The organism is Bacillus paranthracis (assembly GCF_001883995.1).
Classification (GTDB): Bacteria; Bacillota; Bacilli; order Bacillales; family Bacillaceae_G; genus Bacillus_A; species Bacillus_A paranthracis.
In genome coordinates, this window is sequence record NZ_MACE01000049.1 from 194292 (window position 1) to 220084 (window position 25793).

The window sequence follows — 25793 nt, forward strand, 5'->3', positions numbered from 1 at the left end:
AGACAAAGAAAAAAGCCCTTTAAATGAAAAGGACTTTTACATTTTTATATTTCCAGTCAATAACATATAAAGAGATGTAACAGCTGCTACGACAATTGCCCACATTACATATCTCTCTATACGAGTAAAACAACGATTTCCTTTTTCTTTTCTTGCGTACACATAAACAATGATCCCAATTCCGTATACGATTGAAACGAGCAATAAATTCTTCAAACCAGCTGCATAAATAAGCCATATAGAGTAAAGTGAAGCAATTAAAGCTAGCGAACCATTTTTCACTTTTGCATCTTTTAGTTCATTTGTAATCACTAATTTGAATTGGAATAACGCTGATAATAAATATGGTACTAAAATTGATGTTGACGCTATGAAATACATAATTTGATATGTTGACTCTGAAAACAGAACGATTATAAATATAACTTGGGCAACGCCATTTGAGATCCATAATGCCATATGCGGTGTTTGTTTTTTATTTGTTTTCGTAAAGACTTTCGGAAACACGCCATCTTTTCCTGCTACATGGGAAATTTCAGAAACAAGTAAAAACCAACCTATTAATGTACCTACAAGTGAAGCAACTAACCCGATGTTAATCGCTACTGCGCCCCACGTCCCAACAACATGTTCTAATACATGTCCCATTGACGGCGTTTCTAAAACAGAAAGTTCTCCTCTTGTCATCGCTCCCATTGACAAGACAGAAATTAAAATATAAATAGACATTACTAAAATAAGTCCTAATACTGTCGCTTTACCGACGTCTCGACTATTTTTCGCTCTTCCAGATAATACTACCGCTCCTTCAACCCCGATGAAAACCCAAAGAGTTACAAGCATTGTATTCTTCACTTGACCAAGTATAGAGGAAACTGAAATAGTTCCTTCTCCCCAAAAATCATGTGTAAATGTATCCCAGCGAAACGCTGTTACCATTACAACAATAAATAATACGATTGGTACCAATTTCCCTATTGTTGCAATCACATTCATAATAGATGCCTCACGAATGCCAAATAAAATTAGAAAATGAAGTGTCCATAATAAAAGTGATGCTCCTACGATAGACGCAACACTATTTCCACCTTTAAAAATGGGGAAGAAATAACCTAATGTACTAAACAGTAACATGATTGTTGCAACGTTTCCTAAAATTCCTGCTAACCAGTATCCCCAAGCACTGTTAAATCCGATATATTCACCGAAACCAGCACGTGCATAACTATAAATCCCGCCCTCAAGCTCTGGTTTCTTTCTTGCTAACGTTTGATATACGAGCGCGAGTGGAATCATTCCCATCGCTGTAATACACCAGCCAATTATGATAGAGCCGCTATTTGCTCCTACTGCTAAATCATGCGGTAAACTAAAAACACCGCCACCAACCATTGTTCCGACTACTAATGCAATTAATGGAAAAAATCCTAACTTCTTTTCTATTTGTACCACCCCATCTGTCATTCTAGGTGTTATGTTCGTTCAACTATTAAAGTCACCTTTTTCTCTAATAGACGCTTCTCTTATATTTTTTCAGGAAAACATTACTTATTCTAAAAGAAAATGAAGAAAAATGGAATACTTTTTTGAAAAAATGTATAAGTATGCACAAAAAAACCGTTCATTTTATAATGAACGGTCATTTCATACATATGAATTTGTATATTTTTTGTAAATTTAACGAAGTAAATTCTCTTTTTGTAAAAATTGTTTTGCGACTTCTTCACTACTTTTACCATTCACATTTACTTCATAATTCATTTTTCGCATTTCTTCATCTGTAATTTTTCCAGATAATTTATTTAATACTTTTTCAAGTTCAGGATATTTTTGTAATGTCTCTTTTCTTAATAACGGTGCACCTTGATATGGTGGGAATAACCCTTTATCATCTTTTAACACTTTAAGTCCGTACTGTTCCAATTCACTATCTGTTGAATATGCATCGATTACGTTAACATCTCCAGATTCAATTGCGCTATAACGCAGCTTCGGCTCCATCGTTTTAACATTCGAGAACTTATAGTTATATAATTTTTGCATTCCTTTATAACCATCTTCACGATCAGCAAATTCTAATGTGAACCCTACTTTAGCATCCTGTGCAATATTTCCTAAATCAGAAATTGTACTTATATTCTTTTGATCTGCTATTTTTTTCGGCATAGCTAGTGCATATGTATTGTTATACTCCATTGGTTTCAACATAACCATACTATATTTCTTTTCCATTCCAACGCGAGCCTGCTCATATACTTCATCCCGATTTGTACTTTTTGGCTCTTCTTTCACGAATGTAGATAAAGCTGTTCCCGAAAACTCAGGGTATATATCTACTTCCCCTGATTTCAACGCTTCGAATACAAATGATGTTTTTCCAAGACCTGGTTTTAATTGTACATGTAAATCGGTATCTTGTTCAATAAGCTGCTTATACATTTGAATTAAAATTTCAGGTTCTGATCCAAGTTTGCCCGCAATAACAATATCTTTCTTTTCGGTATTCCAAAGAAATGGAGAAGCAACCATTATACAAACAATACATATCGTCAATATAACACGCTTAGACGAACGTTTTGGACTCTCAAGCACCCGAAGTACTACATCAAAGAATAAAGCAAGTAACGCGGCTGGTACGGCCCCTAAAATGATAAGCGCATGATCATTCCGATCGATACCAAGCAATATGAGTTTACCAAGCCCACCAGCACCTATAAGAGCTGCTAATGTAGCCGTTCCAACAATTAATACCATTGCCGTACGAATACCGGCCATAATAATTGGTAACGCAAGAGGAAGCTCTACCTTCCACAGTCTTCTCCAGCTATTCATCCCCATAGCTTTCGCTGCTTCAATTAAAGATTCATCTAACTCCCGTATTCCTGTATATGTATTGCGTAAAATAGGTAATAGTGCATACACAACTAATGCGATAATCGCTGGAAGTTTTCCGATTCCTACTAACGGAATTAATAGTCCGAGCAATGCAAGTGATGGCACTGTCTGCATTACTGCAGAAGTTCCTATTATAAATTCAGCCATTCGCTCTTTTCTCGTTAATAAAATGCCAAGCGGTACCGCAATAATTACTGCAAAAAATAATGAAATAAGCGATATTTGTAAATGCTCACTTAATGCAGTTAGTAATTCTATTTTTCGTTCTTGGAACGTCTGTATAAAATCAGTCACTGTTTAGCCTCTTTCCTTCATTTGTTCAACGATATAATTGACAATATGACGACTTGTTAAAGCTCCAACATATCGACCATTTTCTTCAACTGGAACGACTTCATCAGCTCGCAGGCGAACTAATGCTTCTTGTAAAGAAGAATGTAATGATAGTGCCTCCCCTTCTATCCGCATACTTTCATCATGTGGCAATACATCTTCAATACTTTTCCCCTCATACCAAGGTCTTCCACGATTTCCAATGAATTCTTCTACAAATTCATTTTTCGGGTTATGTATAATTCCTTCTGGCGTATCTAATTGAACAACTTTTCCTTCTTTCATAACACAAATGCGATCTCCAAGTGATAATGCTTCTTGCATATCATGTGTTACGAATACAATTGTTTTTTGAATCTTCTTTTGCAATTGTACGATATCCTTCTGAAGCTGTTCTCTACTTAATGGATCTAGCGCACTAAATGGTTCATCCATAAGAACGATTTTCGGGTTTGCGGCTAATGCCCGCACGACACCTACACGTTGTTTTTGTCCTCCTGATAATTCATCAGGCATGCGATCGCGATATACGTCTGGATCTAGCCCGACCATCTGGAGCAACTCATCGACACGAGCTTTTATTTTTTCTTTGCTCCACTTTCTCATTTCAGGAACAACTGCAACATTTTCAGCAATTGTCATATGAGGGAACAAAGCGATTTGCTGCAACACGTACCCTATATCCCATCGTAATTCATTAATATTGTATTCTTGAATATCTTTTCCATCGATTAAAATTGAGCCTTCTGTCGTTTCAATTAAACGATTAATCATTTTCATTGTCGTTGTTTTCCCGCAACCACTCGGACCAATGAGAACAAAAAATTCTCCCTTTTTAATTTCTAAATGCAATGAATCCACTGCTTTTGTGCCATCTTCATATGATTTTGACACTTGATTAAACTGAATCACAAATACAACTCCTTTATCGTTGTTTCCTTTATTTTGATGGAATATGGAATTCATTTCAAATGATACGCATTATTCAACAAAAAAAGAGCTCACATTTGAGCTCTAACGGTCTAACAATATTGTTTTCATTATAGCGGCGTATTCACGCACATACATTTTTCTCTTAGAGCGCATTGGCGTTTCAGCAGCTAGTGCCTCCATCCTCATGCCTAAACGCTTTGCAATTATTTTCGTTCTATATAAATGATACGTATTGCTTACAACTACCGCATGTTTCACATCATATAAATCTATACTAAACTTTAAATTCTCATACGTATTTGTAGATTGATCTTCTATTAAAATACGACTCTCATCTATACCATGTACCATTAAATAGTTCCTCATACTATGAGCTTCCGGTATATCTTCATCTTCTCCTTGACCACCTGAAACAATTACTTTCGCTTCAGGATGAGAAACTAAATATTCCAATGCTACATCCAAACGGTTTTGAAGAGATAAAGACGGTCTATCTCCAAATAACTTTGCACCTAATATAAGAACGTACGGAGAGTGATGGCTCAGCTTTTCACGAGCAACTTTCTTCATTCGAAAGGTCATATAAAGAATGTATAGTGGTGGTAATAATAAGATTATAAGTAATATCCATTTGTTCATATATATGTTTGCACTCCCTTTCTTTTTATTATATAAAAAAAGATTGGAAGGCAGAAGTGTTTTTTAAACGATTGATTTATTAAAAACTTTCGTCCCTACTTTACGTTGTGAATATACATAATAAAGAGCAATTCCTAATGATAGAATCAATATACAGCTAAGTACGTAAAACGGGAGCATTACCCCAGCTTTAGATACACCAGCTGTAAACAGCATTAATAATACAATTCTTATTCCTGTACCAATTAATCGAAATAAGCTGTCAACACGTCCCATTACTTCGTTTGGGATTTCCTCCATCATCAATACATTTCTCGCCACTCTTGTCCCCGCATTTCCAATCGCATGAAAAATCGCTAGTCCATATAACAACATTACGGAAGGTTCAATAATCATTGCGGTAATTGAAATTACATAAATGCACATCGTCATAACGATTGAAACTTCTGTTTTGACATATTTCATTATGAGTGGAATACAGATTCCTGCAACAACAGCTCCAACACCGTACATCATTCCCTCTATCGCGTATACAGAGGCATTAGCTTTAAGTATATCCGAAATATAAACTGGTATTAAATAATTTGCCATCATGACACCTATAAACGGCATATAAGTAGCAAGTAAGAACCAAAAGAGCTTAGGACGTTTTTTCATAAAGTGAATTCCTTCGAACAATTGCTTCTTAAATGTTATTTTCTTTTTAATCTCTTTTTTCTTGACATACGGTATACATAAAAACAGCAAAAATGCTCCTACAAAAGTTAACATATCTACTAACAATATCCACTTCAAAGACACAACTTCAATTAGAAAGCTCGCGGCTGCTCCTGAAATAACTTGTGTTAACTGTCCTTGTATTTCCATCGTTCCACTTAAACTTTTATAATGTTCTGCTTGAAAAATTTCTTGGTTGAACGCAAAAATTGTAGGATAAAATAATAGATAGTAAAAAGAGCCCGCTATATAAATAAGAATATAATGAATAGAATGATAGGATTGCCCAGCAAATCCCCATATAACCATTATTCCGATTACGGCTATCCCAATACCTTCATTACATAATAATAAAGATTTTCTTGAAAAACGATCAATACTTTGCCCGATAAACGGAGTTAACAAAAACATAATCAGTGTTGAGATGATGGAAACATAACCAAACGTTGTCTCTCCTCCACTCTCTTTAATTAACAACCATGGAATCGTTATCATTACAATACCGGAACCAATAGCTGATAGACTATTGGCCCCTAGAATGAAATACAAGCGTGAATCTTTATAAAGAGATGACATATCACTCAACTCCTAGTTGCTTTTTCACCTCTTTATATACGCTCATATATGCTTTCAATTCTTTAACTACATCATGAATTAATGGTTTTGCATCTTCCCCAAGTTCACCATCTTGCACATGTAATCCATCAAGAACAACTTGTTTTGGAATTGCATTTGCATAAACACCTCTAGCGACCGTTCGCATGCTGTTTAATGCATTTATTCCACCTTTACCGCCACCAGCAACCGCTAACAACGCAACTGGTTTATGAATAAATTCATTACTACTTAAGTAATCTAAAGAGTTTTTCAGCGCACCGCTCATCGCATTATGATATTCTGGTGTACATAATACAACCCCATCCGCAGCTTTCACTAACGTTTTTAATTTTTTCACTGCCTCTAAATCACGTTGTGACTCTTCTCCATTGTATAAAGGTAACTCCTCAATTGCTAAATCATATAATTCCCCTTCAAATTGATCCGCAATATATTTTGCCACCACGCGAGTTCTACCAAATTTTCTTGGTGTACCGTTAATAACAACTAGTTTCATGATTATTTCTCCCCTTTGTTTTCAATTTCTACTTATATATTATCAGAAATTTCTACACAAAACACAATATAAAGAGTTAACTTGTTTCATAAAATAGTATGATAAACAAAAAAGAACTCATACTTTCGTATGAGTTTCGTACAATTACTTTGTTTCATCTCTCATGCTCAATGTACCTAAACTTTCATTTGCTTTAAAATGGTTATATGCTTTTTCCGCTAATCTTTTCCGTTCTTCTGATAATTCTATATATTTCATTACGTTTTCAATTATTTTTTCATACGGAGTAAATACAATACCCGGCCAATCTATTTCGTCCTCTGGGTTGCTATTTTCCGAAATAATAAATTTCTTATTTGCCACTGCATAAGAAACTCGAGGAGTTTCAAGAATACCAGATAAGTAAAAGTGGATATTTAATATAATTTTAGACCTGGCAATTAACTCATTTCTAACAATTCCCCATGCATTATTTTTAAAAACAATATTTAAATTCGGGGCAACGACTTTTAATTGATCCAATATAGCTTGCCGCCTTGGGTTAAGAGCACCTATAAACAGTATATCAATGTCTTCAATTAATTCTTCATCAAATGCATCTTTTTTTATTTCTAAAGTTGGTGCATAGTTCATGCCTACATGTTTTATTTCTTTTCCTACTCCTCTTTGTTTTAACCATTCTATATTTTGTTTACTATAATCCCAAATTTCCTTATCTTTTAATAACATTAAATAAAGAGGATGCGCATAAGGGCTTCCTTCATATAGCTGTTCTAAATTATAAATAATTGCATTTTTCGGAAGGAGATGTGGGCTATGTGCATATGTATGCGCTCCAAAAACAATTGTATTCCCCACATTTTCGAGTATTGTTTCTGATATGATTGCTGTATTTCCCTCTTGCTCCAATCGCCATTTCAAAGCTCGCGCAACATCTATAAAACTACCATACGTCTTTGGGCATATAAACAAACAATAATCATATTCTTTATTCAAATAAGCTTCCATTAGCCTTAAATTATTCTTATATAAATTTACATCCGGATATTTCAGTAAAATATCCTTTGCATGTTTTTTTGCTACTTTATATAGTCCAGCATAATAAGCAGCAATGCACCTTCTTAATTCAATTCTTTGCTGATGTTCATCTGATACGTCCATGTTTAACAGAAGATTTGCGATACAATACGCTTTTAAATGATCACGATCATAATAATAATCTAGTAGTGGCAACAATTCTTCATACGTATTTCCATGCACAGATTCTCCTAGTTCTAGCGCCCATCGTATTAATTCCATTATTACTCCACTACTCCTTTAACCGAAATTGTATTTAATAAAATTTCGCATTACTTTCTACCATATTTGCTATATGCAACGGTAACTCATCTTTTTTCGATTCCAAAAATTTTTGTGACACTGCACCTAAATGCTTTTTATGTGGTATATAAAAAGCATTTATAGAAATCTCATAGTCAAATAAGTAATCATACACATGATAATCTACAAATAGAAGATCATTTTTCGGAAAAGGAATTTCCTTCCCTTGCAGGGCATACATCAAAGCAATATTATTTTGAGATTTTAATCGATACATTCTTGCAAGTTGATATAATGGCTCAGCCCTAGTTGGTCTATATTCCCACGCTTTTTGAAAATAAAGAACAGCTAATGCTGTATATTGCTCTTCTTGTTTCTTAGCATTTTCTTTTTCATCCACTTCTGTTACTTCAAGTTGTTTATTTGCTGAACGAGTTGCTAATTGTTCATAACAAAATCCTATTCGCAATAACGAATAAAATACCTCTTCAACCCATCCCCCTGCTTCCACTCGTTTTTTATACCATTTAATCGAATCTTCAAATTGACTTAAATGAAAATACGTTTGGGCTAAATAAAATAAATATCTTATATGCAAATCTGGCGTAGTTTCTGGATCACTCAGCCCTTGTAACAACAGCCTCTCATCTCTTTCAAATTTATCCGCTTTACTCCCACCATCACCAGGGTCATTAACGACAAGCGTCTCCAGTCTAGCTACTCTCGTATTGTAATCCTCTCCAACTTTGGAACGATCTATATCCCAATACTCATGAGTAACACCGACTGATTTCCATGGTAAAGACGCTTTTAAAAGCCGTGTAAGCCAATACTTAATATGAATATCATATTGTAATGTAAGATAATGGTCTTCCGTTAAGCTCGTTTTATCGAAATTCGGATCAACCTCTAAAATCATATCCGCATCTAATATTAATAAATAATCTGCTTCTGGGTATGTTTTTTGCGCTAACGAAACAGCTAAGCTTCTGTTATAACCAAAGTTTTTAAACGGCTCATGATGAACCGTCCCAGGTATCTCATTTTCCTTACACCAATTTTCAATAATTTCAGGCGTATGATCAGTTGATCCAGTATCACAAATAGAAACAAAATCTACAATTGATTTCGTAGCATTTAAACATCTTTCCATAATTCTAGACTCGTTTTTAACAATCATACAAAGACATAACTTTTTTTCTTCCCCTACATTCTTCACTTGCTCATTTCCCATTTAACCACCTCATATTTTTTTAACACGCTCTCTCCATATGTAACATCATTTCTTAGCTACACTGATGACATAATCATTCTTTTACTATTTATGAAAACTTCATTTTATTTATTCTTATTTTTATGTTGGGACATATTTCATGCAGCGCTTTATACTTAATACAACCAATACAAAAAACATAATGCGGGAATCCGTACATTTCAAAGTCTAAGAGGAGGTTATATTTTGTTGGATTACATTTGGCTAGATGACAAATCACCAATTTTAGAACAACTACCAAGCACCTTTAAATCTGCAGCTATATTGCTACACCCTTTTGTCCAAATGCCTTTAGAATGGGAAAAGTCTGTGAGAAAAAAACTATATGAGCACATCTATCCTAGCGCTGAAGAAATCATTCATAATGGGAAATCCGTTTCTTGGAAGGAAATGATGTCTTATAGTGGATTACATTCATACGCAGAATTAGCAATGGCCATGTTGACTTCCATTGGTGCTTTTACAGAAGAATATAAAAGAGAGGATTTAGCTGAAAAACTACATTCAAACTTAAAAGAAGATCTTTATTATCCAACAGAAGATTATACGTCTATATTTTTATTACATAAATTACTTAAACTCCTCGGTTCTAAAGGTGCAAAAAATTTATATTTCTCTGAACCAATTCTTGATACAAACGGATTATTAGAAGTAGATAATACTACTCCATTAGATATTTGGGACATTAGCAATAATGAGTTAATTATTACTAGCGAAGACAATGAGTATGCGTTTATGAGTATATTCGATTCCTTTACAACCTTATTATTAGCTAAAGAAGAAAATATAGAATATATTATTCAATCAATGAACGTTGAAGCTGTCATTTGTGACAAAAAAACGATGATTGATTGGTATTTTTAAATTAGTAATTTCTTAAACTATAAAAAAGAAACTTGCGCTTATGCACAAGTTTCTTTTCAAAAATCATCCTCTATTTTTTCACAACTTCATGCCCACCGAACTGATTACGTAATGCTGAAACTACTTTTCCATGGAATGTATCATCTTCCTGAGAACGATAGCGCATAAATAATGACATAGCGATAACTGGTGCTGCAGCTTGCAGTTCAAGTTCCGTTTCAACAGTCCATTTTCCTTCTCCTGAAGAGTTCATTACACCTTTAATGCCATCTAGTTTCGGACCTTCTGCAAATGATTTTTCAGTTAAGTCCATTAACCAACCACGGATAACGGATCCGTTCGTCTATAAATATCATGCCCATTCATATGTTGTAATAAATCTTCCGCTTGTTTCGTACTGCGATTATCTGCCCAAATAATAGAGCGCGTTAACGGCGCACCGTTTTCATCTACTACAATTAATGCGTGCATAGCTGTACTAATACCGATTGAAGAAATATCTTCTGGTAATACATTACCTTTTCTACGGAAACGCTTACACTTTTATATACAGCGGCACATATTACATCAGGATCTTGCTCAGCCCATCCTACATTCGGTTGAATAATTGGGTAATCGATTGCATGTGATGCAATGACTTTTCCTTTTTCTGTGAACACAACCATTTTTGCACTTGTGGTACCGATATCAATCCCGATTACTCTCCCCCTTGTTTCCATGCGAATCTTCCCTTCATTTCTAGCAAAATACGATTTAGTAAACCGTTTACATGAATTAGTATATAAAATTTTTTCATAACAAAAAAATAAATCCCCTCATTCCGTTTCATTTACATACTCTATGTAGCTTTTCCGTCCGGTAAAATTGCATCATATTCGTTTTGTAACACACTTTTTTTCTAGTTTTTCGGTAACTATTTTTTTAGCTTAATGGGTATGTTGTTCGTTGTACAAGACCTACATTTTAGTAATATTTCGTAAGGTATTAGGAGATAAAAATGTTTAAATTCCTTGACCAAATTGTAGTAATAGATTAGATCAAAAAACGCCATCCTTTCCTATGATTCTATAGAAAGAATAGCGTTTTTTTCATTTTAGGTAGAATTTTATTTTGTTAACTTGATGATACTGTGCTTCTATCCCACATCGTCTCTAATTTGAAAACATTTATTCCATTTAATAATCCTTTAATGAAAATAACCTAACTGACATATTCAAACAACTCTATTGACACTTAACACTACACTTCATTAAGGTACATTATTCTAAATTTATTGATGTAGTTGAGATGGACTCACTTTTTGAATTTGAACAAGTATATCAAACGCTTTACCTAATGATATATCAACTGTTTTTGGTATATCAGGCCCTTCGGTAGTTACTCCAGCGAAAATTGGATGTTGTTCGTTCAACCAAGTTTTTGTCACACCGTTTGCCTTACGTAAATCAATAAAAAATTGATCTCTTTTAACTTGTCCAAAGATGTAGTTATAACTGTTTGGATCATCCGATTTTAATATTCCATTTGGGCCAAATTCACCATCGCTATTCTTGACATTGTATTGTCCTTCATAAACTGATGTTCCAATAGATACGTACCGTTTTCCGTAATACTCTGCTAAATACTGCCCAGCTACTTTAGGGTATACAAAAGGAAGCATATTTGTTTTCGAAACGTGGCCATTATGCCCCCATACAATAGTTTTTCCTAAATGTTCTTCAGTCCACTTTGCATTTTCATACATTGCGATATCATGTTTCAAATATAAATCAGATGGTTTATCAGGAGGTGACGTTAACATTGTAGTAAACTGTTCAATAATACGAGCATTTTGTTTTATCCATGCGAACTCTTTAGATTTCCCATTTAAATAACTTTTATTTTCCTCTAATAAAGCACTAATTTGTTTAGCATCTGAAATATACTTTTCTTTTTCTTCTTTCGTAAGGCTTTCAAAAGTATTCATATCCTTTGTTACAGGAATAAGACCTTTTATCTTCTCTTCTATCCTCGGCACAAGTTTTGAATTGGTTCTTTTAACATATTCTATTATATTATTATAAACATTCTCGTTTACTGATTGAATGTCCATCCCGATGATACGCACTTTAGATTTATGTTTTGGATTAGCATTATATTGCCGAATCCAATCAAGTAAATCTAACATTTCTTTCGTCTTAAATACAGGTGATAGATGCTGGCTTGGATTTCCCTTACCAGTAAGAACATATCGATCAAGTTCTAAAGCTCTGTCCCACCCCTCTTCTAAAACTAGGTTGGTAAAACCCTTTTCAGATACTAAATAATTTACAATACGGTTTTTCATCGTAAAAACTTCATGAGCCCCATGTGTAGCTTCACCTAAACCTACAATTGAAGCTGAACCCACCATATTCTTAAATGGTTTTAAATCATTAAAAGGTGTATTTGGATTTGTTGTTTTTAAAGGCTTCGCGTGCATTTCTAACCATTCCGCTATTTGATTTTTATTGTAGGGAGCTGTAACAGAAACTCCTGTTTTAGAGTCTGCATAAGTACTTCCTACAAAATTAGTCAGTATTATAGCAGAAACACCAAGTGCAGTAATCATTTTCTTTTTCATAAAACCCTCCTGAAATATTTACTTAAAACGATAGCGTTCTTTTATACTTAATTACGATTATTAAATTTTTTTAGAGCAAGTTGTTTTTTGCACCAAAATGATATATTTTAAACTATAAACCTATGACAAAACTTATCCATTTCGCCTTTTTGCCTACTTCCTAAATTCAGCAAGTAAAATACTTTTAAAAGGATCAGGATTACTAAAGTTAAAGCTGTTCAAATTGACGGCCAATGTATGCTTGCCTCCAAGTGTTCCACCAACAAAAGTGGAAAACCCTAGAACGCTACCTCTGTGTCCCCATACCGAGACACCGTTCGGAAGCTTAAATTCAACGATTCCAAGACCATATCCCGCTCCTTCTCTATCTGTAGGAACTGTAGTAAGCATTTGTTTTAGTTGCTGTTCCTTCAGTAATTTACCACTAAGTAAGTAAGAGAAGAATTTATTTAAATCGTCAGCAGTAGAAATTATATCTCCATCCGAGCTACCTGGGTTCATATATGTAACGTCTTTTAGCTCACTTGCTCCGTCTAGTTGGAAATAGCCACGGGCATGCTTAGTGCCTGGAATCACGCTTGAATTACCAGGTAGGAATGTATTTGACAAATCAAGCGGTTCAATAATCCGATTTTCAACCTCTTCCGCATAGCTGTTGCCAGTTACTTTTTCAATAAGGATCCCCAGTAATACGTATCCTGTGTTTGAATAAGACCAACCCTTTCCCGGGGCAAAGTCTGGGGGAAGAGAAATCCCCATCTTTACAAATTCTTCAGCCGTATACGATTTTTTTATATCCGTAATATCGAAGTCTTTTGAATTTATATAGTCAGCAATACCACTTGTATGATTCAATATTTGCCGGATTGTAATCTGGTTACCATCATATCCGTTTCCTTGAATGACACCAGGCAACCATTTTTCAATGGAGTCATCTAGATTCAAACGGTTCTCTCCAGATAATTGCAGTAGCACTGTTGCAATGAACGTTTTCGTCACACTGCCAATACGAAAGCGAAAATCTGCTTTCATTGGTTTCTTAGTTCTCACATCTGCTACCCCAGCGGTATAACTCCAAGTTTTACCACCCTTAGAAATTTGAGCGAGTATTCCTGGGTATCCAAGTTGTAGTGCATCTCGCATTGCTTTCTTAACGGAAGTACGATCGCTTTGCGTACTTGTTTGTAAAGAACTAGATACATTTTGCGACGATTCTGCTTTTACAATTGAGGCTGGTGTTATGTATAACAGGGAATTCCCAGCTATTAATAATGCTAGACTTCCACATATAATTTTACTGCGTGTTTTCATAAAGCATTCCTCTCCTCTATTTAAATTGTATTAATGATTGATAGGTCTAACCACACAGCTATCAACTCTCCCCATGATAAGGGTCAACACTGAATTTGCAATCATCTATAGACCAATTATTTCTTCAAACAACTCTCTGACCTAATAAATGATTAATCCCTCTTCTTCAGATATCTGTTAACTTCTATAATTTCTTCTTTTCTTCCATAGCGTTTTATTAATTAATTTGTTTTTATATAAATAGATAGTAACTACTCCCCCTCCCGTTCTTCTCTATATTTTGATCATACACATTGAAAATCTCTTTTTTCTTACTCCTTCCTTACAAATTCCTTACGTTCCAAACCACTTCTATATTTCGGTGGTTTTTGTTTTAAGAAAACTTAGTTCTATTAACTTGGTAACATTGGAATAACACCAAATGCCAATCAATTGAAGTAAAGTAAATGCTTCGAAAATGGGAATATTGGGAATTTCTCTTGATGGACATAGAAATCCGGTCCTCAATATAGAGATTTCCTTATGTAAGTATATTCCGTATTATAATTATAAAACTTAATTAATTTCTTATTTTTCAGAAAAATATAAAAACATACCGGAATTTATTGTATAATGTTGTAAAAAGATGTCGGAGGGATTTAATGTTACATAAAATATCTCAATTCACAATTAAGCTTTCATCAATTCTTTTATCACTTTTACTATTATTAAATTTACCTTATTTATTTATCACTCAAAATGGATTTACCTTTCAACCAATTTATTTTTTTGACCAGATCGTTACTATGTTAAAACAGGTTTTCTCCCCTGAATCATTGTTGGTTATAGGATCAGACCCCAAGTATGGTCATTTAAAAACAACACCATTATTTCCAACTGTTTTAGAGCCTTATCTATATTCATTTACTATTTTATTTTTAGCCTTTTTGCTTGCGCTCTTTTTTTCATCTAGCATGGCATTTTTTTATTTTTTAGCAAAAGATTATATAAAAAAATGGATAAACCGAATTGTGTTCATATTAGAAGCTGTCCCTGATATGATGATGATGATTTGTTTGCAAATATTTTTCATATGGGTACTTAGAAAATTCGGGGAAGCTCCTTTCACCATTATTTCTTTTAATGAAAATCGAGCTTATTTACTCCCAATTGTATCTTTAGCAGTCTTACCTACATTACAAATGTTTCGAATGATGGTGTTATACATAAAAGAAGAACATGGAAAAGATTATGTAGAGGTTGCCTATGGAAAAGGCCTTTCATCAAGTTATATACTATGCATTCATTTATTCAAAAATATATCTATCCACTTCTTCCACCATTTAAAAACGATTTTTGTTTTCTTACTTTCTAATTTATTCATTTTAGAATTTGTTTTTAATATGGAAGGCATTATTCAATTCTTATTTAATAAGGCGTTTATTTCACCTCCAGCTGCATTTATCATACTGGTTATGATTATCTTACCGTTTTATACTATTTTTCAAATAATCTCATTCATGATGAATAGATGGCAAAAGCACTTGAAAGGAGTAGCATTATGAAATCTATTTGGAAATCAAAACGCTTTTTAATCGGCTTTACTTATTTATTTATACTTATTTCAGCCAGTTTTATTTATAGTTGGTTCTTTAAAGATAACATCCCAAAACCTCCTCAGTTACTTTACAATGACAATAACGAATTACTTGGAAAGGCCCCCTTTCCGCCATCGTTAATTCCGCCTTTTGGATCTGATCGTTTTGGAGAGTCTGTTTTCTTACAAATTATAGAAGGAGCAAAATTTACTATTTTATTAGCCGTGGCAATTAGCTTCTTTCGAATTTTATGCGGAACATGTATAGGAATTCTCTTAAGTTTATATGCTCCAAAATTCAAGAGATTTTTCCAAGCATGCTCAGAAGTTTTTTATTATATTCCAACTCTATTTATCGCATTCATACTCATCACGCCCGTTAATATTGTAATCACATCAAATGCTGATGGGTTAGATCCAAATATTTCATTTACGTTTTATCAAGTACTCGTACTTATTTTCGTTGCTCTGCCTACACTTTCTTTATATATATCCTCAGAGGTTGATGAATTTATGAAACGAGATTACATTTTAAGTTCACAATTATTGGGTGCTAGCCGTTTTCATATTATGAAAAAACACTTACGAGTCTTATTACTTGACCGCTTATTTGTATTATTTATGGAACATATCGTCCAAACACTCATACTCGTTATCCATTTAGCGTTGCTTAACATTGTAATTGGTGGGATACAAATGCGTGAACTGTATGACGGAGTGCTCAGACCTGTTTCTCTATCTAATGATTGGGCAGGCCTTATTGGCTTAAATCGTAATGAAATGAATCTTTCATGGTGGATCATTTTTTATACTCTCGCTTCATTCTTTATTACGATTCTATTTATTAAGCTTATGACACTCGGGATTCAAGATGCACTGAAAGCAAGAGATTCGCAAACTGTAGCAATTCAAACCGTTCCTGATCATAAAAAATTTGTTAAAAATAAAGATTCCTTTTCGTTTGTAAATAAAGTGAACCTTTAATCCTGTCTCATTAATCAAGTATGAATTGGCATTGATATTAGTAGAATATAAAAAAGATGATCCCTATTGCATACAGGGATCATCTTTTTATGCAGTCTAACTTTTTTACATGTACTTTGTTAGACTCATACTTTTTATATTTAAAGTGAATTATTTACAATCACAATTATGCTGTTTAAAATCGATTACCATACGTCCTTGAATTCGACCTTGTTCCATTTCTTCGAATACATTTTGTACTTTATCTAGAGAACAAGTTTGAACAACAGGCACTACTTTTCCTTCTGCACCGAACATAAATGCCTCTTCTAGATCCTTGCGAGTACCGACTAGAGAGCCAACTACTTCAATTCCATCTAGTACAAGTCGCGGAATGTTTAAATCCATCGTTTCTACCGGTAAACCTACTGCAACGACTTTACCACAAGCACGTACTGCATCAACTGCAGAGTTGAATGCTACTTTTGAAACAGCTGTTACTACAGCAGCATAAGCACCACCAAACTCATCTTGAACAATCTTATCAGCAGGACCTTGAGAAATTGGATTGATTGTCATATCAGCTCCAACCTCTTTTGCTAAGGCTAATTTATCGTCATTAATATCTACTGCAATTACCTTTGCACCAAATACGTTTTTAGCATATTGAATAGCTAGGTTACCTAATCCACCACAACCATAAATGACTATAGGTTGGCCAGGTTTAATATTTGATACTTTTATAGCTTTATATGTAGTTACACCCGCACATGTAATTGATGATGCTTGAGCTGGATCTAATCCTTCTGGTACTTTCACCGCATAATCAGCTGTCACAATACATTGTTCAGCCATACCACCATCTACTGAATAACCAGCATTCTTAACGTCACGGCAAAATGTTTCCCTACCTGTTACGCAATATTCGCAACGCCCACAAGATTGGAACATCCATGCAATACTTACACGGTCTCCCACCTTTAGTGAAGTAACATCATCAGCAATCTTCGTCACAATACCTATACCCTCATGACCAAGAATACGGCCATCTGTGTTTCCAAAATCATGATTCGCAACGTGTAAATCAGTATGACAAACCCCACAATACTCTACATCTACTAGTGCTTCACCTGAGTGTAACGGACGTAATTCCTTTTCAATAACTTCAATGTTTGCTTTACTATTTTTATTAACTACTACTGCTTTCATATGTGATCTCCCCTTTAGTGTTTTAGAATTTTTCATGAGTTCATCTCATAACTTCTGTCTTCACTAGTTTGGCTAATCATTACGCCTAATGTAAGTGTTCAATCATCATTACATGTTCATCATAACATGACACTTCATAAACATTTTGTGAATTTATGAACAATATTTGAATTATTGCATAAATTGGTTTTTATTTTATATTTTTAAAATATGAGAGTCTCTCACTAACTATAAGTAAGTCGCATATTTCTACAAGAAAATAAATCAGTAAACTATTCGCCAATAAAAAAAGCTCTTCATTTGAAGAGCTTTTCTTATATTCTTTTCATTGAAATCGTTTCACGTATACTTTGTAAATTTTTTAGTGTTTCCTCTTGTCGTTGCAGCGACAATCCTACATACAAAGTATCTAATAAGCTTAACTGTGCTAACCGTGATGAACTTGCTTCTGTGCGGAATTCTGTCTCACGTGTTGAAGTATAGAGCGTTATATCAGCAAGTTGACTTAATGCCGATTTCTGATAGCTCGTAATCGCAATAATTTTAGCTCCTCTTGCTCTCGCTATTTCTAATGCTTCAAGTAACCCTTTATTGCTACCAGAATGAGAAATGCCGATAACAACTGAATTTTTCGAGAGCAAACCTGCTCCCATAATTTGAAAATGCGAATCCGTATGAGCGATACATGAAATACCTGTTCTCATAAACTTATGATACGCATCCATCGCAATAATACCAGAGCCACCATTTCCGTAAAACTCAATACGACTTGCTTCTTGTAAGACTTTGACAGCTTGCTCTAATGCCGTATCATTTAACAAATGCAATGTATCTTGCAGTCCTGTAATATGCGAATGAAAAACTTTTTTAGCAACTGTTACCATACTATCTTCTACTGATACTTCTTCATGAATATTTTGCATCGGTGTATGTACAATTTCACGAGCTAATGTAATCTTGAAATCCTTGCAAACCAAGGTGTTTACATAAGCGGAATATCGTAGCTTCAGAACTATTCGTAACTTCTGCTAATTCAGTAATAGGTTTATGTACAACATCTTGCGGATGTTTCAAAATATGTTCGGCAATACTTCGCAATTTCGGTGACAAACCGTTTAACGAAGCCTGAATCTTCCAATCCCACTTCTCGTTTCAGGCATAGCATATCTTCCCCTTCCATCGTAGCTTTATCCCGTAAAAAACCAATTGGTGTGGACTAATAATCAGTGGGGATAGACCCTCCACTGATTAAAGTTTCACTTTATTGTACCTAATTATTGAAAGAAGAAAAAACTTTATTCAGCATTACTATAAATTTTTAATTGTTCCTATGTATCCTTTCATAATAAGTGACACAATTATTCATACTTATTATTTCTCGCCGTGTTTCACTGCGTACAGCGCAGCTTGCGTACGATCATCTACTTCCAATTTAGCTAAAATATTTGAAACATGTGTTTTCACAGTTTGTTCTGTAATATGAAGCTCTGCTGCAATTTCCTTATTACTTCGCCCTTTCGCAATTTCACGAAGTACCTCTTTCTCTCTTTTTGTTAACATGGAAAAAGGATTTTCTTTTTCTTTCTTGACTGCTGACCGTCCTAATAGTGCTGGTGTTATTTTCGGATGAAAATTCGCATTTCCTTGGTGTACTGCAACAATAGAAGCTACAAGTTGTTCAGGTTGTACTTCTTTTAATTGATATCCATCTGCTCCAGCTTCTAGTGCTGGTAAAACATAATCTTGCTCTGAAAAACTGCTTAATATGAGTATCTTTATTGTTTCATCATATTGTTTTATTCGTTTTGTTGCTTCAATACCATCCATCTTTGGCATTGATAGATCCATTAACACTACATCTGGTCTTTCCGTTCGGACGAATGTGAATGCCTCTTCACCATTTCCTGCTTCCCCAACAATTTCAAATTCTTCTCTCGTTTTCAAAAAGAATACAAGTCCTCTTCGAACGATATGATGATCCTCAACTAGTAGTAGTTTAATCTTCAACCTTCTTCTCCCCTTCAAACCGGTAATTGAATTTCTATTTTTGTACCCTTTTTCAGCTCCGTTTTTATTTGAAACGATCCGTTCATTAACTGAATACGCTCCTTCATACTTTTTAAACCGAGTGCCGAATCTCTTACTTGATCTTGTATAAATCCTATTCCGTTATCCTCTATGTAAAAATACAACTGGTTATCTTCTATTTTTAAAAGAACATTTACCTTTTCACACGAAGCATGTTTTTTACAATTATGTATTGCTTCTTGACTAATACGCCATAAAACTTCTTCTATTTCATCTCCAATTGAAACCATTCCATCAATTCGAACTTCCACATGAATCCCTAACAACTTTCCATAATTTTGAATTGCTTCTGCTAAACCTTTCTCTAATCCCTCCGGTCTTAATTGCCAAATCAAAAGTGTCATCTCTTGTAATGCTTCTTGTGATAATTCTCCAATATAGCTCAACATCTCTTGCAAGTCTCTATCTTGTGTCATATTTAAAGTACCTTTTGCGGTTAGCATAATAGAAAATAACAATTGTTTTACTGAATCATGTAAATCACGTGCAAGTCGATTTCTTTCAGCTACTACTACATATTTACGTTCTTTCTCTACTAACTGAATACGTTGGATTGTCGTTCCTATTTGAAATGCAATTGATTCTAATAATGCCAATTCTTCCTCTGAAAAATGTGTTTTTTGAGGCGCAGCCACATTTAATAGACCGAATTTCTCCGATCCAGACCTTAATGGAATTGTCGCATGATGCGTAACATCTTCGGTCTCCCCCCAGTTACATTCAATTGCATCCTCAATTCGCTTACATTCAATAATATTAGTCGCTTTTTCTAATCTTCCATTTACAAAACGCTCTACACACCAGCAGTCTCCTTCACACATCGGCTTCTTCTCTTGCCACGTAAGAGCTGGCGGTAAGTTTTGATCTACAAGCATACGGTGTTTTCCACTTTCATCAATAAAAAAGATCCAGCCTGTTTGTAAATTCATAACTTGTAACAATGTATGTAACACTTTTTCTAACATGTCTTGTAAGTCCGTTGCTTCATTTAATAATTCAGCAATTTCTTTTAATGCTTCTAAACGATGCATCTCTTTTTCTTCAAAGTTCATTTTCATCACCATCTATCATTATAACATTAAGAAATTTCTAAATTCTACAAATTAAAAAGAACTGAATTCCTTCAGCTCTTTTTTATATCAATCATTTTATTATTATTTTTCTATCCAATGTTGAAAGCAGCACTTCCGTTACCAAACTATTCTACTTTAGCTGTCCGATAAAGATTGTCCACCTTGTCTATGCTGTAAACTTTCAGTAGTAACAACCATATTTGCTGCTGGCATTTGCACTTGATTCTTATGGAACATAGACATTAATTCAAATCTTACTTGTCTAGAAGTTTCAAAATAATCTTCCGGTTTTATTAAACCTGTAATACAAAATTCATATCCAACGTATTTCAGATTCGGGTTTAAATCTGTAACACCAACATATTTAAATGGTTCAACAGCTTCATCCTCTACTTTATAAAGACTTGGAGCCAATTTTTCATTACAATTCACACAAACTTCTTCTAACAATTCCTTAACTCTTGTAGGATTTTCCTGATAACTTACTGTAATCCGTTCAATTACACGCATCCAGCCTTTATTAAAATTTTGTATCGTTCTAATCTCTCCATGTGGTATGGTAAGGAGTTTTCCTGACCATTCACGAATTTGCATAAAACGAATACTAATTTCCTCAATTGTTCCTGAGTTTGTTCCGTTAAAAGTAACAAAATCGCCAACACGAAACTCTTTGTCCGCTAATCTCGCAAAGCCTAATATAACATCTTTCAGCATCTGTTGTGCAGCAAAACCGATAACAACCCCTGCTATCCCTGCACCTGCAATGATACTTTTTATATCTACAAATTGACTAATTAAATATATAATTAGACTGATGATAATGATATATCTAAAAATAGATCGAATCACACTTTGAATCGTTTGCTCTACCTCTTCATCAAAAAAGCTTGATTTCCTAAAAAACCAATCAATAATGCGGTTTATTACAAAAGAAATAATGATTAGAACGAAAGCAAATAGTAAAAATCTTAAAAGCAAAAACTCCCTTACATAATTAAAAAATTCTTCAGTATACGTTAATAAACTCATCTAACCACTTCCTTACTAATTAAAAAATTCATAATCGTCTCAGTTTATTCTAGGAAAATCTATTATCCTAATCTAAAATGCCACTACCCTTACTATGTATTTTGACTTTATTACTAATTCAGTTTATATAGTATGTCTAGATGTTCTTTTCCTTTCCCTTTAAATATACCCTTTTTAATAACCTAAGGGGGAGCAAATCTTGAAATTTTTTTATACGTTGAAACTTTATTCGTCTCATTATGATTTCAACTCATTTATTCATTAACTACGTAAAAAAAGAGCTGAATTTATCAGCTCTTTTATTCGATATTAATTGTTGTCTTACTACTTTTTTCTTCTTTCAATTTTGGCAATTCAATTGTCAGTACGCCATCTTTATAATTTGCTTTAACATTTTCTTCCTCAACTTGTTTAAAATTAAAGCGTCGAGTTACAGAACCTATAGAACGTTCTTTACGAATATATATGCCATTCTCATTTTTTTCTTCTACTTCATTATGATTAGTTGCTTGAATCGTTAATACATCTTGTTCAAATTCAACTTGAATGTTTTCTTTTTGAAAACCTGGTAAATCTGCTTTCACTGTATATTTATCAGATTGTTCATGAACATCTACTTTAAAAGTATCCATGTTCATCGGTTTAAAGAAAGCATCTGTCATCCCCTCTAATAAAGAAGGCCCAAAATCAAAAATACCATTTTGACGTTTTGTTATTTCTGGAAATAAATTACGCATATTTTTTCCTCCTTATTGTTTATGAATGAAAGATTATCTCTTTCTGTCTTTATTATAGCATTTGGTCAAAAAAGGTCAAAGATTTTATTTGACCTTTTTTGATGTATATTTTACCAAATAACACAAATAAGTTATATGTCATCTCTCCCCTTATAAAGAGGAATATATTTACATAATAACGAATAGTTTATTTGCTTTTATTTTTTCTTACGGAGGTTACATACAATGGGATATATTGAAGAACTTAGAAAAGTTGTCGGATCAAGACCACTCAATCTAGCAGGAGTTGCTGTAGCTGTTTTCAATGAACAAGGACAAATATTACTTCAGCAAAGGCAAAATGGTATTTGGGGTGTTCCTGGTGGATTCGTTGAACTTGGTGAATCAACAGAAGAAGCTGGGAGACGAGAAGTGCTCGAAGAAACAGGGATTGAAATAGGAACCTTACAATTAATTAGCGTATTTTCTGGAAAAGAATTTTTTGTAAAATTACCGAACGGTGATGAATTTTACCCTATAACTATTGCCTACCTTTGTAAAGACATTACAGGCGGTACGTTAAAAGCTGATGGAATTGAATCATTACATGTACAATTTTTTGATATAAATGCGTTACCAGAAAAAATAAGCCCGTTCATAAAAAAACTAATCGAGCAAAATGTCGTTTCTATTTAAACGTAAAAAAGAGACCTTTTTAAAGGTCTCTTTTTTCACTTCACTTCTGCGTTTAAACAAGATTTAAAATGTCCAAGTGCATATTCATGCCCTTGCGCATTGAAAGATGCAACCGCCTTTTCATACACTACAATTTTAAATCCTTTATTATAAGCATCTACCGCTGTATGAAGAACACAAATATCAGTGCAAACACCTACAAGATGAACTTCTTCTATTCCTCTTTCTCGTAACTTCATCTCTAGGTCTGTTCCTGTAAATGCACTATATCGTGTTTTATCCATATAATATACATTCTCTGCATTTTTATATGTTTCATACACATCTTGTAATTCACCAAATAATTCTCTTCCATTTGTACCGGCTATGTTATGAGGCGGGAATAACTTTGATTCTGGATGATATACATCGTTTTCTTCATGTTTATCGATTGCAAAGACTACGTAATCTCCATTTTCAATATATTGCTTCGTTAAATGGACAATTTCCTTCTCAATTTCTTGTCCTGGTTTTCCGCATGTTAAAGCACCTTTCTCAGCTACAAAATCATATGTATAATCAATATTTATAAGAGCTCGTTTCATTACTATCTCTCCTTCTCCTGTTTCACAGTAAACAATAGAAAATTCGTTATTACGACATCGTATGTACTATTCGACATTTCAAATAAAATACCTACATTTTTCTTCTGAAACTTACCTTAGTCCGAGTTTATCATATAATAGAGAAACAATGGTAAAACAAATAGCTCCTTTTAATAAGTCATGAATTTGATCCTTGAGCGTAACTTGTATAACCTCTTGTATCATAAACCAAATTACTGCCATCCTCATACTAATCAAGACGATATAAATACACCGATTCACATCTTCAACCTTTTTTCTATCATAGTAGTAACAAGTGATTTCTTTCTATTTAATTGTATTAGAAAACGAAACAAGTGATTCACTATTGTACATTCTAGTCCAAACAAAAAAGCACACTACTTTTTTGAGTAATGTACTTTTTATCCTTATTAAGACGCAGGTTTTGTCTCAAATGTCGCTTGATTAAAACTAATAACCTTTCCTTTCGGGTCATTGTTTTCATACTGAACTGCAGTAATCGTATGACTACCTGTTTCAAGCGCCTTTTCTTTTAATTGTACTGTTGTCTGTGTTGTACTAGTTACTTGATGTTTATCTGCAAATACTTGATCTACAAATACGAATGTTTCTTTATCATTTTGAAAATTAGAAAGCTCTAATTCCACGTGTTGAATTAAAGTATCCTTTTTGATGAATACGGTTGGTATATTGCCATTGTCAGAAGTACCATCTGGAGTAATAACTTTCACTTTTCCTTCTCCAATTGGCATTACGCCTTCCGGAAATACAACTATATTCTCATTACTTGCGTTTACGACTTGTTCTTCAGGCTTTGATTGTGTACCCTCTTTTTCCTTTGGAGCACCGCAACCAACTAATAACAATACAGACAATCCAGTGATTATGAATTTTTTCAAAATTCATCCCCCCTGTCATTTCATTATAATTTATTATACAAAAATAACTTTTAAATTTTAAGACTACTTTCAACACTTTCATGAACAACTAGAATCTTGCTCACGATTAATGTATCATACTTTCCTTAATAGAACATTAATTTTTTTTATGAAATAAATAGTAATTCCCTCTTATCTATCATTTTAGCCTAATGGATTAATTACATACCTATCCAAAATAAAAAGACATTGTTTCATTCAATGTCTTTTTATTTTCGGCTTTAAAAAACAAATGTTGTAATCTCATCCACTTCTTTTCTTGGAAGTTTCTTCGGCTTATCCTTCGGAAAACCGAGTGAAATAACCATATTTATTTGTTTTTCAGGCTCAATTTGTAAATATTGTCGTAGTTCATCTTGAGCTAATAATACCGGTCCTGTCATTGGGCATGTACCAAGCCCCTTCGCATGTGCAGCCAACATTAAGTTTTGGGCCGCTAAACAGCTGCTCTTAATTCCTTCTTCTTCCCAAACTGAATCTGGAACAAAAGCAATCGGATCAAATATCTTTTCACGAAACTTTGATTCATATGGCGTTGCCAAACATACGATTAATACTGGTGCCTCCGAGAAAGCTGTTGCATATGGTCCAAAAGAACGTGTAAGTAATTTCCCTGCTTTCTCTTCTCCGGTTTCTGCCGCTTTTGCCGCAAGTTTATGTAATGCATCCCATGTCATTTGTTCAATTTCTTTAATTTTCTCTCGGTTCATAATGACCAAGAACTCCCAAGTTTGTGAGTTCGTATCACTCGGTGCATAACGAGCACAATCAATAATTTCTTTTATATCACTAGTGGATACTTCTTGTTCTGTGAACTTTCTAACACTTCGTCTACCGTGAATTACTTCTTTAAAATCTTCATAATTCATACATTAAATCCCCTTTTTACAGCGTTTTCA

General features: G+C 33.9%; 21 protein-coding genes and 4 pseudogenes. 4 read left to right on the forward strand and 21 right to left on the reverse strand.

The window, feature by feature from the left end; all coding sequences use genetic code 11:
- Window positions 1-36: 36 nt before the first annotated feature.
- The 8 genes from arcD to BAQ46_RS18095 form a co-directional block, all read right to left on the reverse strand.
- Window positions 37-1464: an arginine-ornithine antiporter gene (gene arcD, locus BAQ46_RS18060; RefSeq protein ID WP_000129462.1), complete on the reverse strand. Its 1428-nt coding sequence runs from the start codon at window positions 1462-1464 to the stop codon at window positions 37-39.
- 213 nt (window positions 1465-1677) lie between these two features.
- Window positions 1678-3189 (reverse strand): ABC transporter permease/substrate-binding protein, encoded by a 1512-nt coding sequence (locus BAQ46_RS18065; protein WP_000129131.1) that lies wholly within the window; start codon window positions 3187-3189, stop codon window positions 1678-1680.
- A gap of 3 nt (window positions 3190-3192) precedes the next feature.
- A complete protein-coding gene (locus BAQ46_RS18070; protein WP_000614093.1) occupies window positions 3193-4140 on the reverse strand; it encodes an ABC transporter ATP-binding protein in 948 nt (315 codons plus the stop codon).
- Between the two features lie 102 nt (window positions 4141-4242).
- A complete protein-coding gene (locus tag BAQ46_RS18075) occupies window positions 4243-4800 on the reverse strand; it encodes a YdcF family protein (protein ID WP_001045793.1) in 558 nt (185 codons plus the stop codon).
- 63 nt (window positions 4801-4863) lie between these two features.
- Window positions 4864-6093 carry an MFS transporter gene (locus tag BAQ46_RS18080; RefSeq protein WP_000097178.1) on the reverse strand — a complete coding sequence of 410 codons (1230 nt, stop codon included), beginning with the start codon at window positions 6091-6093 and terminating at the stop codon, window positions 4864-4866.
- Window position 6094: 1 nt separating this feature from the next.
- Window positions 6095-6631 carry an NADPH-dependent FMN reductase gene (locus BAQ46_RS18085; protein ID WP_000780354.1) on the reverse strand — a complete coding sequence of 179 codons (537 nt, stop codon included), beginning with the start codon at window positions 6629-6631 and terminating at the stop codon, window positions 6095-6097.
- 144 nt (window positions 6632-6775) lie between these two features.
- Window positions 6776-7930, reverse strand: a complete 1155-nt coding sequence (locus tag BAQ46_RS18090) for a CgeB family protein (protein WP_071742357.1) — start codon at window positions 7928-7930, stop codon at window positions 6776-6778.
- Window positions 7931-7964: 34 nt separating this feature from the next.
- The gene (locus BAQ46_RS18095) at window positions 7965-9185 is read right to left on the reverse strand and encodes a tetratricopeptide repeat-containing glycosyltransferase (protein ID WP_000526212.1); all 1221 of its coding nucleotides are present in this window, start codon (window positions 9183-9185) and stop codon (window positions 7965-7967) included.
- A 139-nt stretch (window positions 9186-9324) separates the two neighbouring features.
- On the opposite strand from BAQ46_RS18095, the pseudogene BAQ46_RS18100 reads away from it, so the two are divergent.
- Window positions 9325-10088, forward strand: a pseudogene (locus BAQ46_RS18100) (DUF2711 family protein).
- A 70-nt stretch (window positions 10089-10158) separates the two neighbouring features.
- On the opposite strand, the pseudogene BAQ46_RS18105 reads toward BAQ46_RS18100, so the two are convergent.
- From BAQ46_RS18105 to BAQ46_RS18125, 4 genes and pseudogenes are all read right to left on the reverse strand, one after another.
- A pseudogene (locus tag BAQ46_RS18105) lies at window positions 10159-10428 on the reverse strand (hypothetical protein); the annotation flags it as partial.
- A pseudogene (locus tag BAQ46_RS18115) lies at window positions 10425-10807 on the reverse strand (FGGY family carbohydrate kinase); the annotation flags it as partial. The pseudogenes BAQ46_RS18115 and BAQ46_RS18105, both read right to left, overlap by 4 nt.
- Window positions 10808-11358: 551 nt before the next feature.
- Complete coding sequence (locus BAQ46_RS18120) at window positions 11359-12690, reverse strand: erythromycin esterase family protein (RefSeq protein WP_071742359.1); 1332 nt, start codon at window positions 12688-12690, stop codon at window positions 11359-11361.
- 153 nt (window positions 12691-12843) lie between these two features.
- Complete coding sequence (locus tag BAQ46_RS18125; protein WP_000857777.1) at window positions 12844-14001, reverse strand: serine hydrolase domain-containing protein; 1158 nt, start codon at window positions 13999-14001, stop codon at window positions 12844-12846.
- Between the two features lie 641 nt (window positions 14002-14642).
- Between BAQ46_RS18125 and BAQ46_RS18130 the strand changes: the two genes are divergently transcribed.
- Window positions 14643-15545, forward strand: a complete 903-nt coding sequence (locus BAQ46_RS18130) for an ABC transporter permease subunit (protein ID WP_071742361.1) — start codon at window positions 14643-14645, stop codon at window positions 15543-15545.
- Window positions 15542-16561, forward strand: coding sequence for an ABC transporter permease (locus BAQ46_RS18135; protein WP_071742363.1), 1020 nt, complete (start codon window positions 15542-15544; stop codon window positions 16559-16561). Before BAQ46_RS18130 ends, BAQ46_RS18135 begins: the two co-directional genes overlap by 4 nt.
- A 150-nt stretch (window positions 16562-16711) precedes the next feature.
- Here the strand turns inward: BAQ46_RS18135 and adhP are convergent, their stop codons facing one another.
- The 6 genes and pseudogenes from adhP to BAQ46_RS18170 form a co-directional block, all read right to left on the reverse strand.
- A complete protein-coding gene (adhP, locus tag BAQ46_RS18140) occupies window positions 16712-17749 on the reverse strand; it encodes an alcohol dehydrogenase AdhP (RefSeq protein ID WP_044790697.1) in 1038 nt (345 codons plus the stop codon).
- 314 nt (window positions 17750-18063) lie between these two features.
- A pseudogene (locus tag BAQ46_RS31105) lies at window positions 18064-18909 on the reverse strand (MurR/RpiR family transcriptional regulator).
- A 211-nt stretch (window positions 18910-19120) separates the two neighbouring features.
- Window positions 19121-19756, reverse strand: a complete 636-nt coding sequence (locus BAQ46_RS18155) for a response regulator (RefSeq protein ID WP_048552366.1) — start codon at window positions 19754-19756, stop codon at window positions 19121-19123.
- Window positions 19757-19770: 14 nt separating this feature from the next.
- Window positions 19771-20889, reverse strand: coding sequence for a two-component system sensor histidine kinase CasK (gene casK, locus BAQ46_RS18160; RefSeq protein ID WP_001008450.1), 1119 nt, complete (start codon window positions 20887-20889; stop codon window positions 19771-19773).
- Window positions 20890-21045: 156 nt separating this feature from the next.
- Complete coding sequence (locus BAQ46_RS18165; protein WP_000055421.1) at window positions 21046-21939, reverse strand: mechanosensitive ion channel family protein; 894 nt, start codon at window positions 21937-21939, stop codon at window positions 21046-21048.
- Between the two features lie 299 nt (window positions 21940-22238).
- Window positions 22239-22676 carry an Hsp20/alpha crystallin family protein gene (locus BAQ46_RS18170; RefSeq protein WP_001245059.1) on the reverse strand — a complete coding sequence of 146 codons (438 nt, stop codon included), beginning with the start codon at window positions 22674-22676 and terminating at the stop codon, window positions 22239-22241.
- Window positions 22677-22901: 225 nt separating this feature from the next.
- Between BAQ46_RS18170 and BAQ46_RS18175 the strand changes: the two genes are divergently transcribed.
- Entirely contained in the window at window positions 22902-23351 is a 450-nt protein-coding gene (locus BAQ46_RS18175; protein WP_071742364.1) for an NUDIX hydrolase, read from the forward strand.
- A 35-nt stretch (window positions 23352-23386) separates the two neighbouring features.
- Here BAQ46_RS18175 and BAQ46_RS18180 read toward each other — a convergent pair whose 3' ends face one another.
- From BAQ46_RS18180 to BAQ46_RS18190, 3 genes are all read right to left on the reverse strand, one after another.
- Window positions 23387-23935: a cysteine hydrolase family protein gene (locus tag BAQ46_RS18180; RefSeq protein ID WP_048552359.1), complete on the reverse strand. Its 549-nt coding sequence runs from the start codon at window positions 23933-23935 to the stop codon at window positions 23387-23389.
- A 431-nt stretch (window positions 23936-24366) separates the two neighbouring features.
- Window positions 24367-24855: a hypothetical protein gene (locus BAQ46_RS18185; protein ID WP_000713489.1), complete on the reverse strand. Its 489-nt coding sequence runs from the start codon at window positions 24853-24855 to the stop codon at window positions 24367-24369.
- A gap of 260 nt (window positions 24856-25115) precedes the next feature.
- Window positions 25116-25763, reverse strand: a complete 648-nt coding sequence (locus BAQ46_RS18190; protein WP_001105307.1) for a nitroreductase family protein — start codon at window positions 25761-25763, stop codon at window positions 25116-25118.
- Window positions 25764-25793 lie beyond the last annotated feature (30 nt).

What these genes read in the sequence shown, in the direction of transcription:
- BAQ46_RS18135 (WP_071742363.1), top strand. Translation starts at nt 15,542, where the DNA reads ATGAAATCTATTTGGAAATCAAAACGCTTTTTAATCGGCTTTACTTAT.
- BAQ46_RS18180 (WP_048552359.1), bottom strand. Translation starts at nt 23,935, where the DNA reads ATGAAACGAGCTCTTATAAATATTGATTATACATATGATTTTGTAGCT.
- BAQ46_RS18175 (WP_071742364.1), top strand. Translation starts at nt 22,902, where the DNA reads ATGGGATATATTGAAGAACTTAGAAAAGTTGTCGGATCAAGACCACTC.
- BAQ46_RS18170 (WP_001245059.1), bottom strand. Translation starts at nt 22,676, where the DNA reads ATGCGTAATTTATTTCCAGAAATAACAAAACGTCAAAATGGTATTTTT.
- BAQ46_RS18075 (WP_001045793.1), bottom strand. Translation starts at nt 4,800, where the DNA reads ATGAACAAATGGATATTACTTATAATCTTATTATTACCACCACTATAC.
- BAQ46_RS18120 (WP_071742359.1), bottom strand. Translation starts at nt 12,690, where the DNA reads ATGAAAAAGAAAATGATTACTGCACTTGGTGTTTCTGCTATAATACTG.
- adhP (WP_044790697.1), bottom strand. Translation starts at nt 17,749, where the DNA reads ATGAAAGCAGTAGTAGTTAATAAAAATAGTAAAGCAAACATTGAAGTT.
- arcD (WP_000129462.1), bottom strand. Translation starts at nt 1,464, where the DNA reads ATGACAGATGGGGTGGTACAAATAGAAAAGAAGTTAGGATTTTTTCCA.
- BAQ46_RS18125 (WP_000857777.1), bottom strand. Translation starts at nt 14,001, where the DNA reads ATGAAAACACGCAGTAAAATTATATGTGGAAGTCTAGCATTATTAATA.
- BAQ46_RS18090 (WP_071742357.1), bottom strand. Translation starts at nt 7,930, where the DNA reads ATGGAATTAATACGATGGGCGCTAGAACTAGGAGAATCTGTGCATGGA.
- BAQ46_RS18165 (WP_000055421.1), bottom strand. Translation starts at nt 21,939, where the DNA reads ATGAGTTTATTAACGTATACTGAAGAATTTTTTAATTATGTAAGGGAG.
- BAQ46_RS18085 (WP_000780354.1), bottom strand. Translation starts at nt 6,631, where the DNA reads ATGAAACTAGTTGTTATTAACGGTACACCAAGAAAATTTGGTAGAACT.
- BAQ46_RS18130 (WP_071742361.1), top strand. Translation starts at nt 14,643, where the DNA reads ATGTTACATAAAATATCTCAATTCACAATTAAGCTTTCATCAATTCTT.
- BAQ46_RS18095 (WP_000526212.1), bottom strand. Translation starts at nt 9,185, where the DNA reads ATGGGAAATGAGCAAGTGAAGAATGTAGGGGAAGAAAAAAAGTTATGT.
- casK (WP_001008450.1), bottom strand. Translation starts at nt 20,889, where the DNA reads ATGAACTTTGAAGAAAAAGAGATGCATCGTTTAGAAGCATTAAAAGAA.
- BAQ46_RS18190 (WP_001105307.1), bottom strand. Translation starts at nt 25,763, where the DNA reads ATGAATTATGAAGATTTTAAAGAAGTAATTCACGGTAGACGAAGTGTT.
- BAQ46_RS18080 (WP_000097178.1), bottom strand. Translation starts at nt 6,093, where the DNA reads ATGTCATCTCTTTATAAAGATTCACGCTTGTATTTCATTCTAGGGGCC.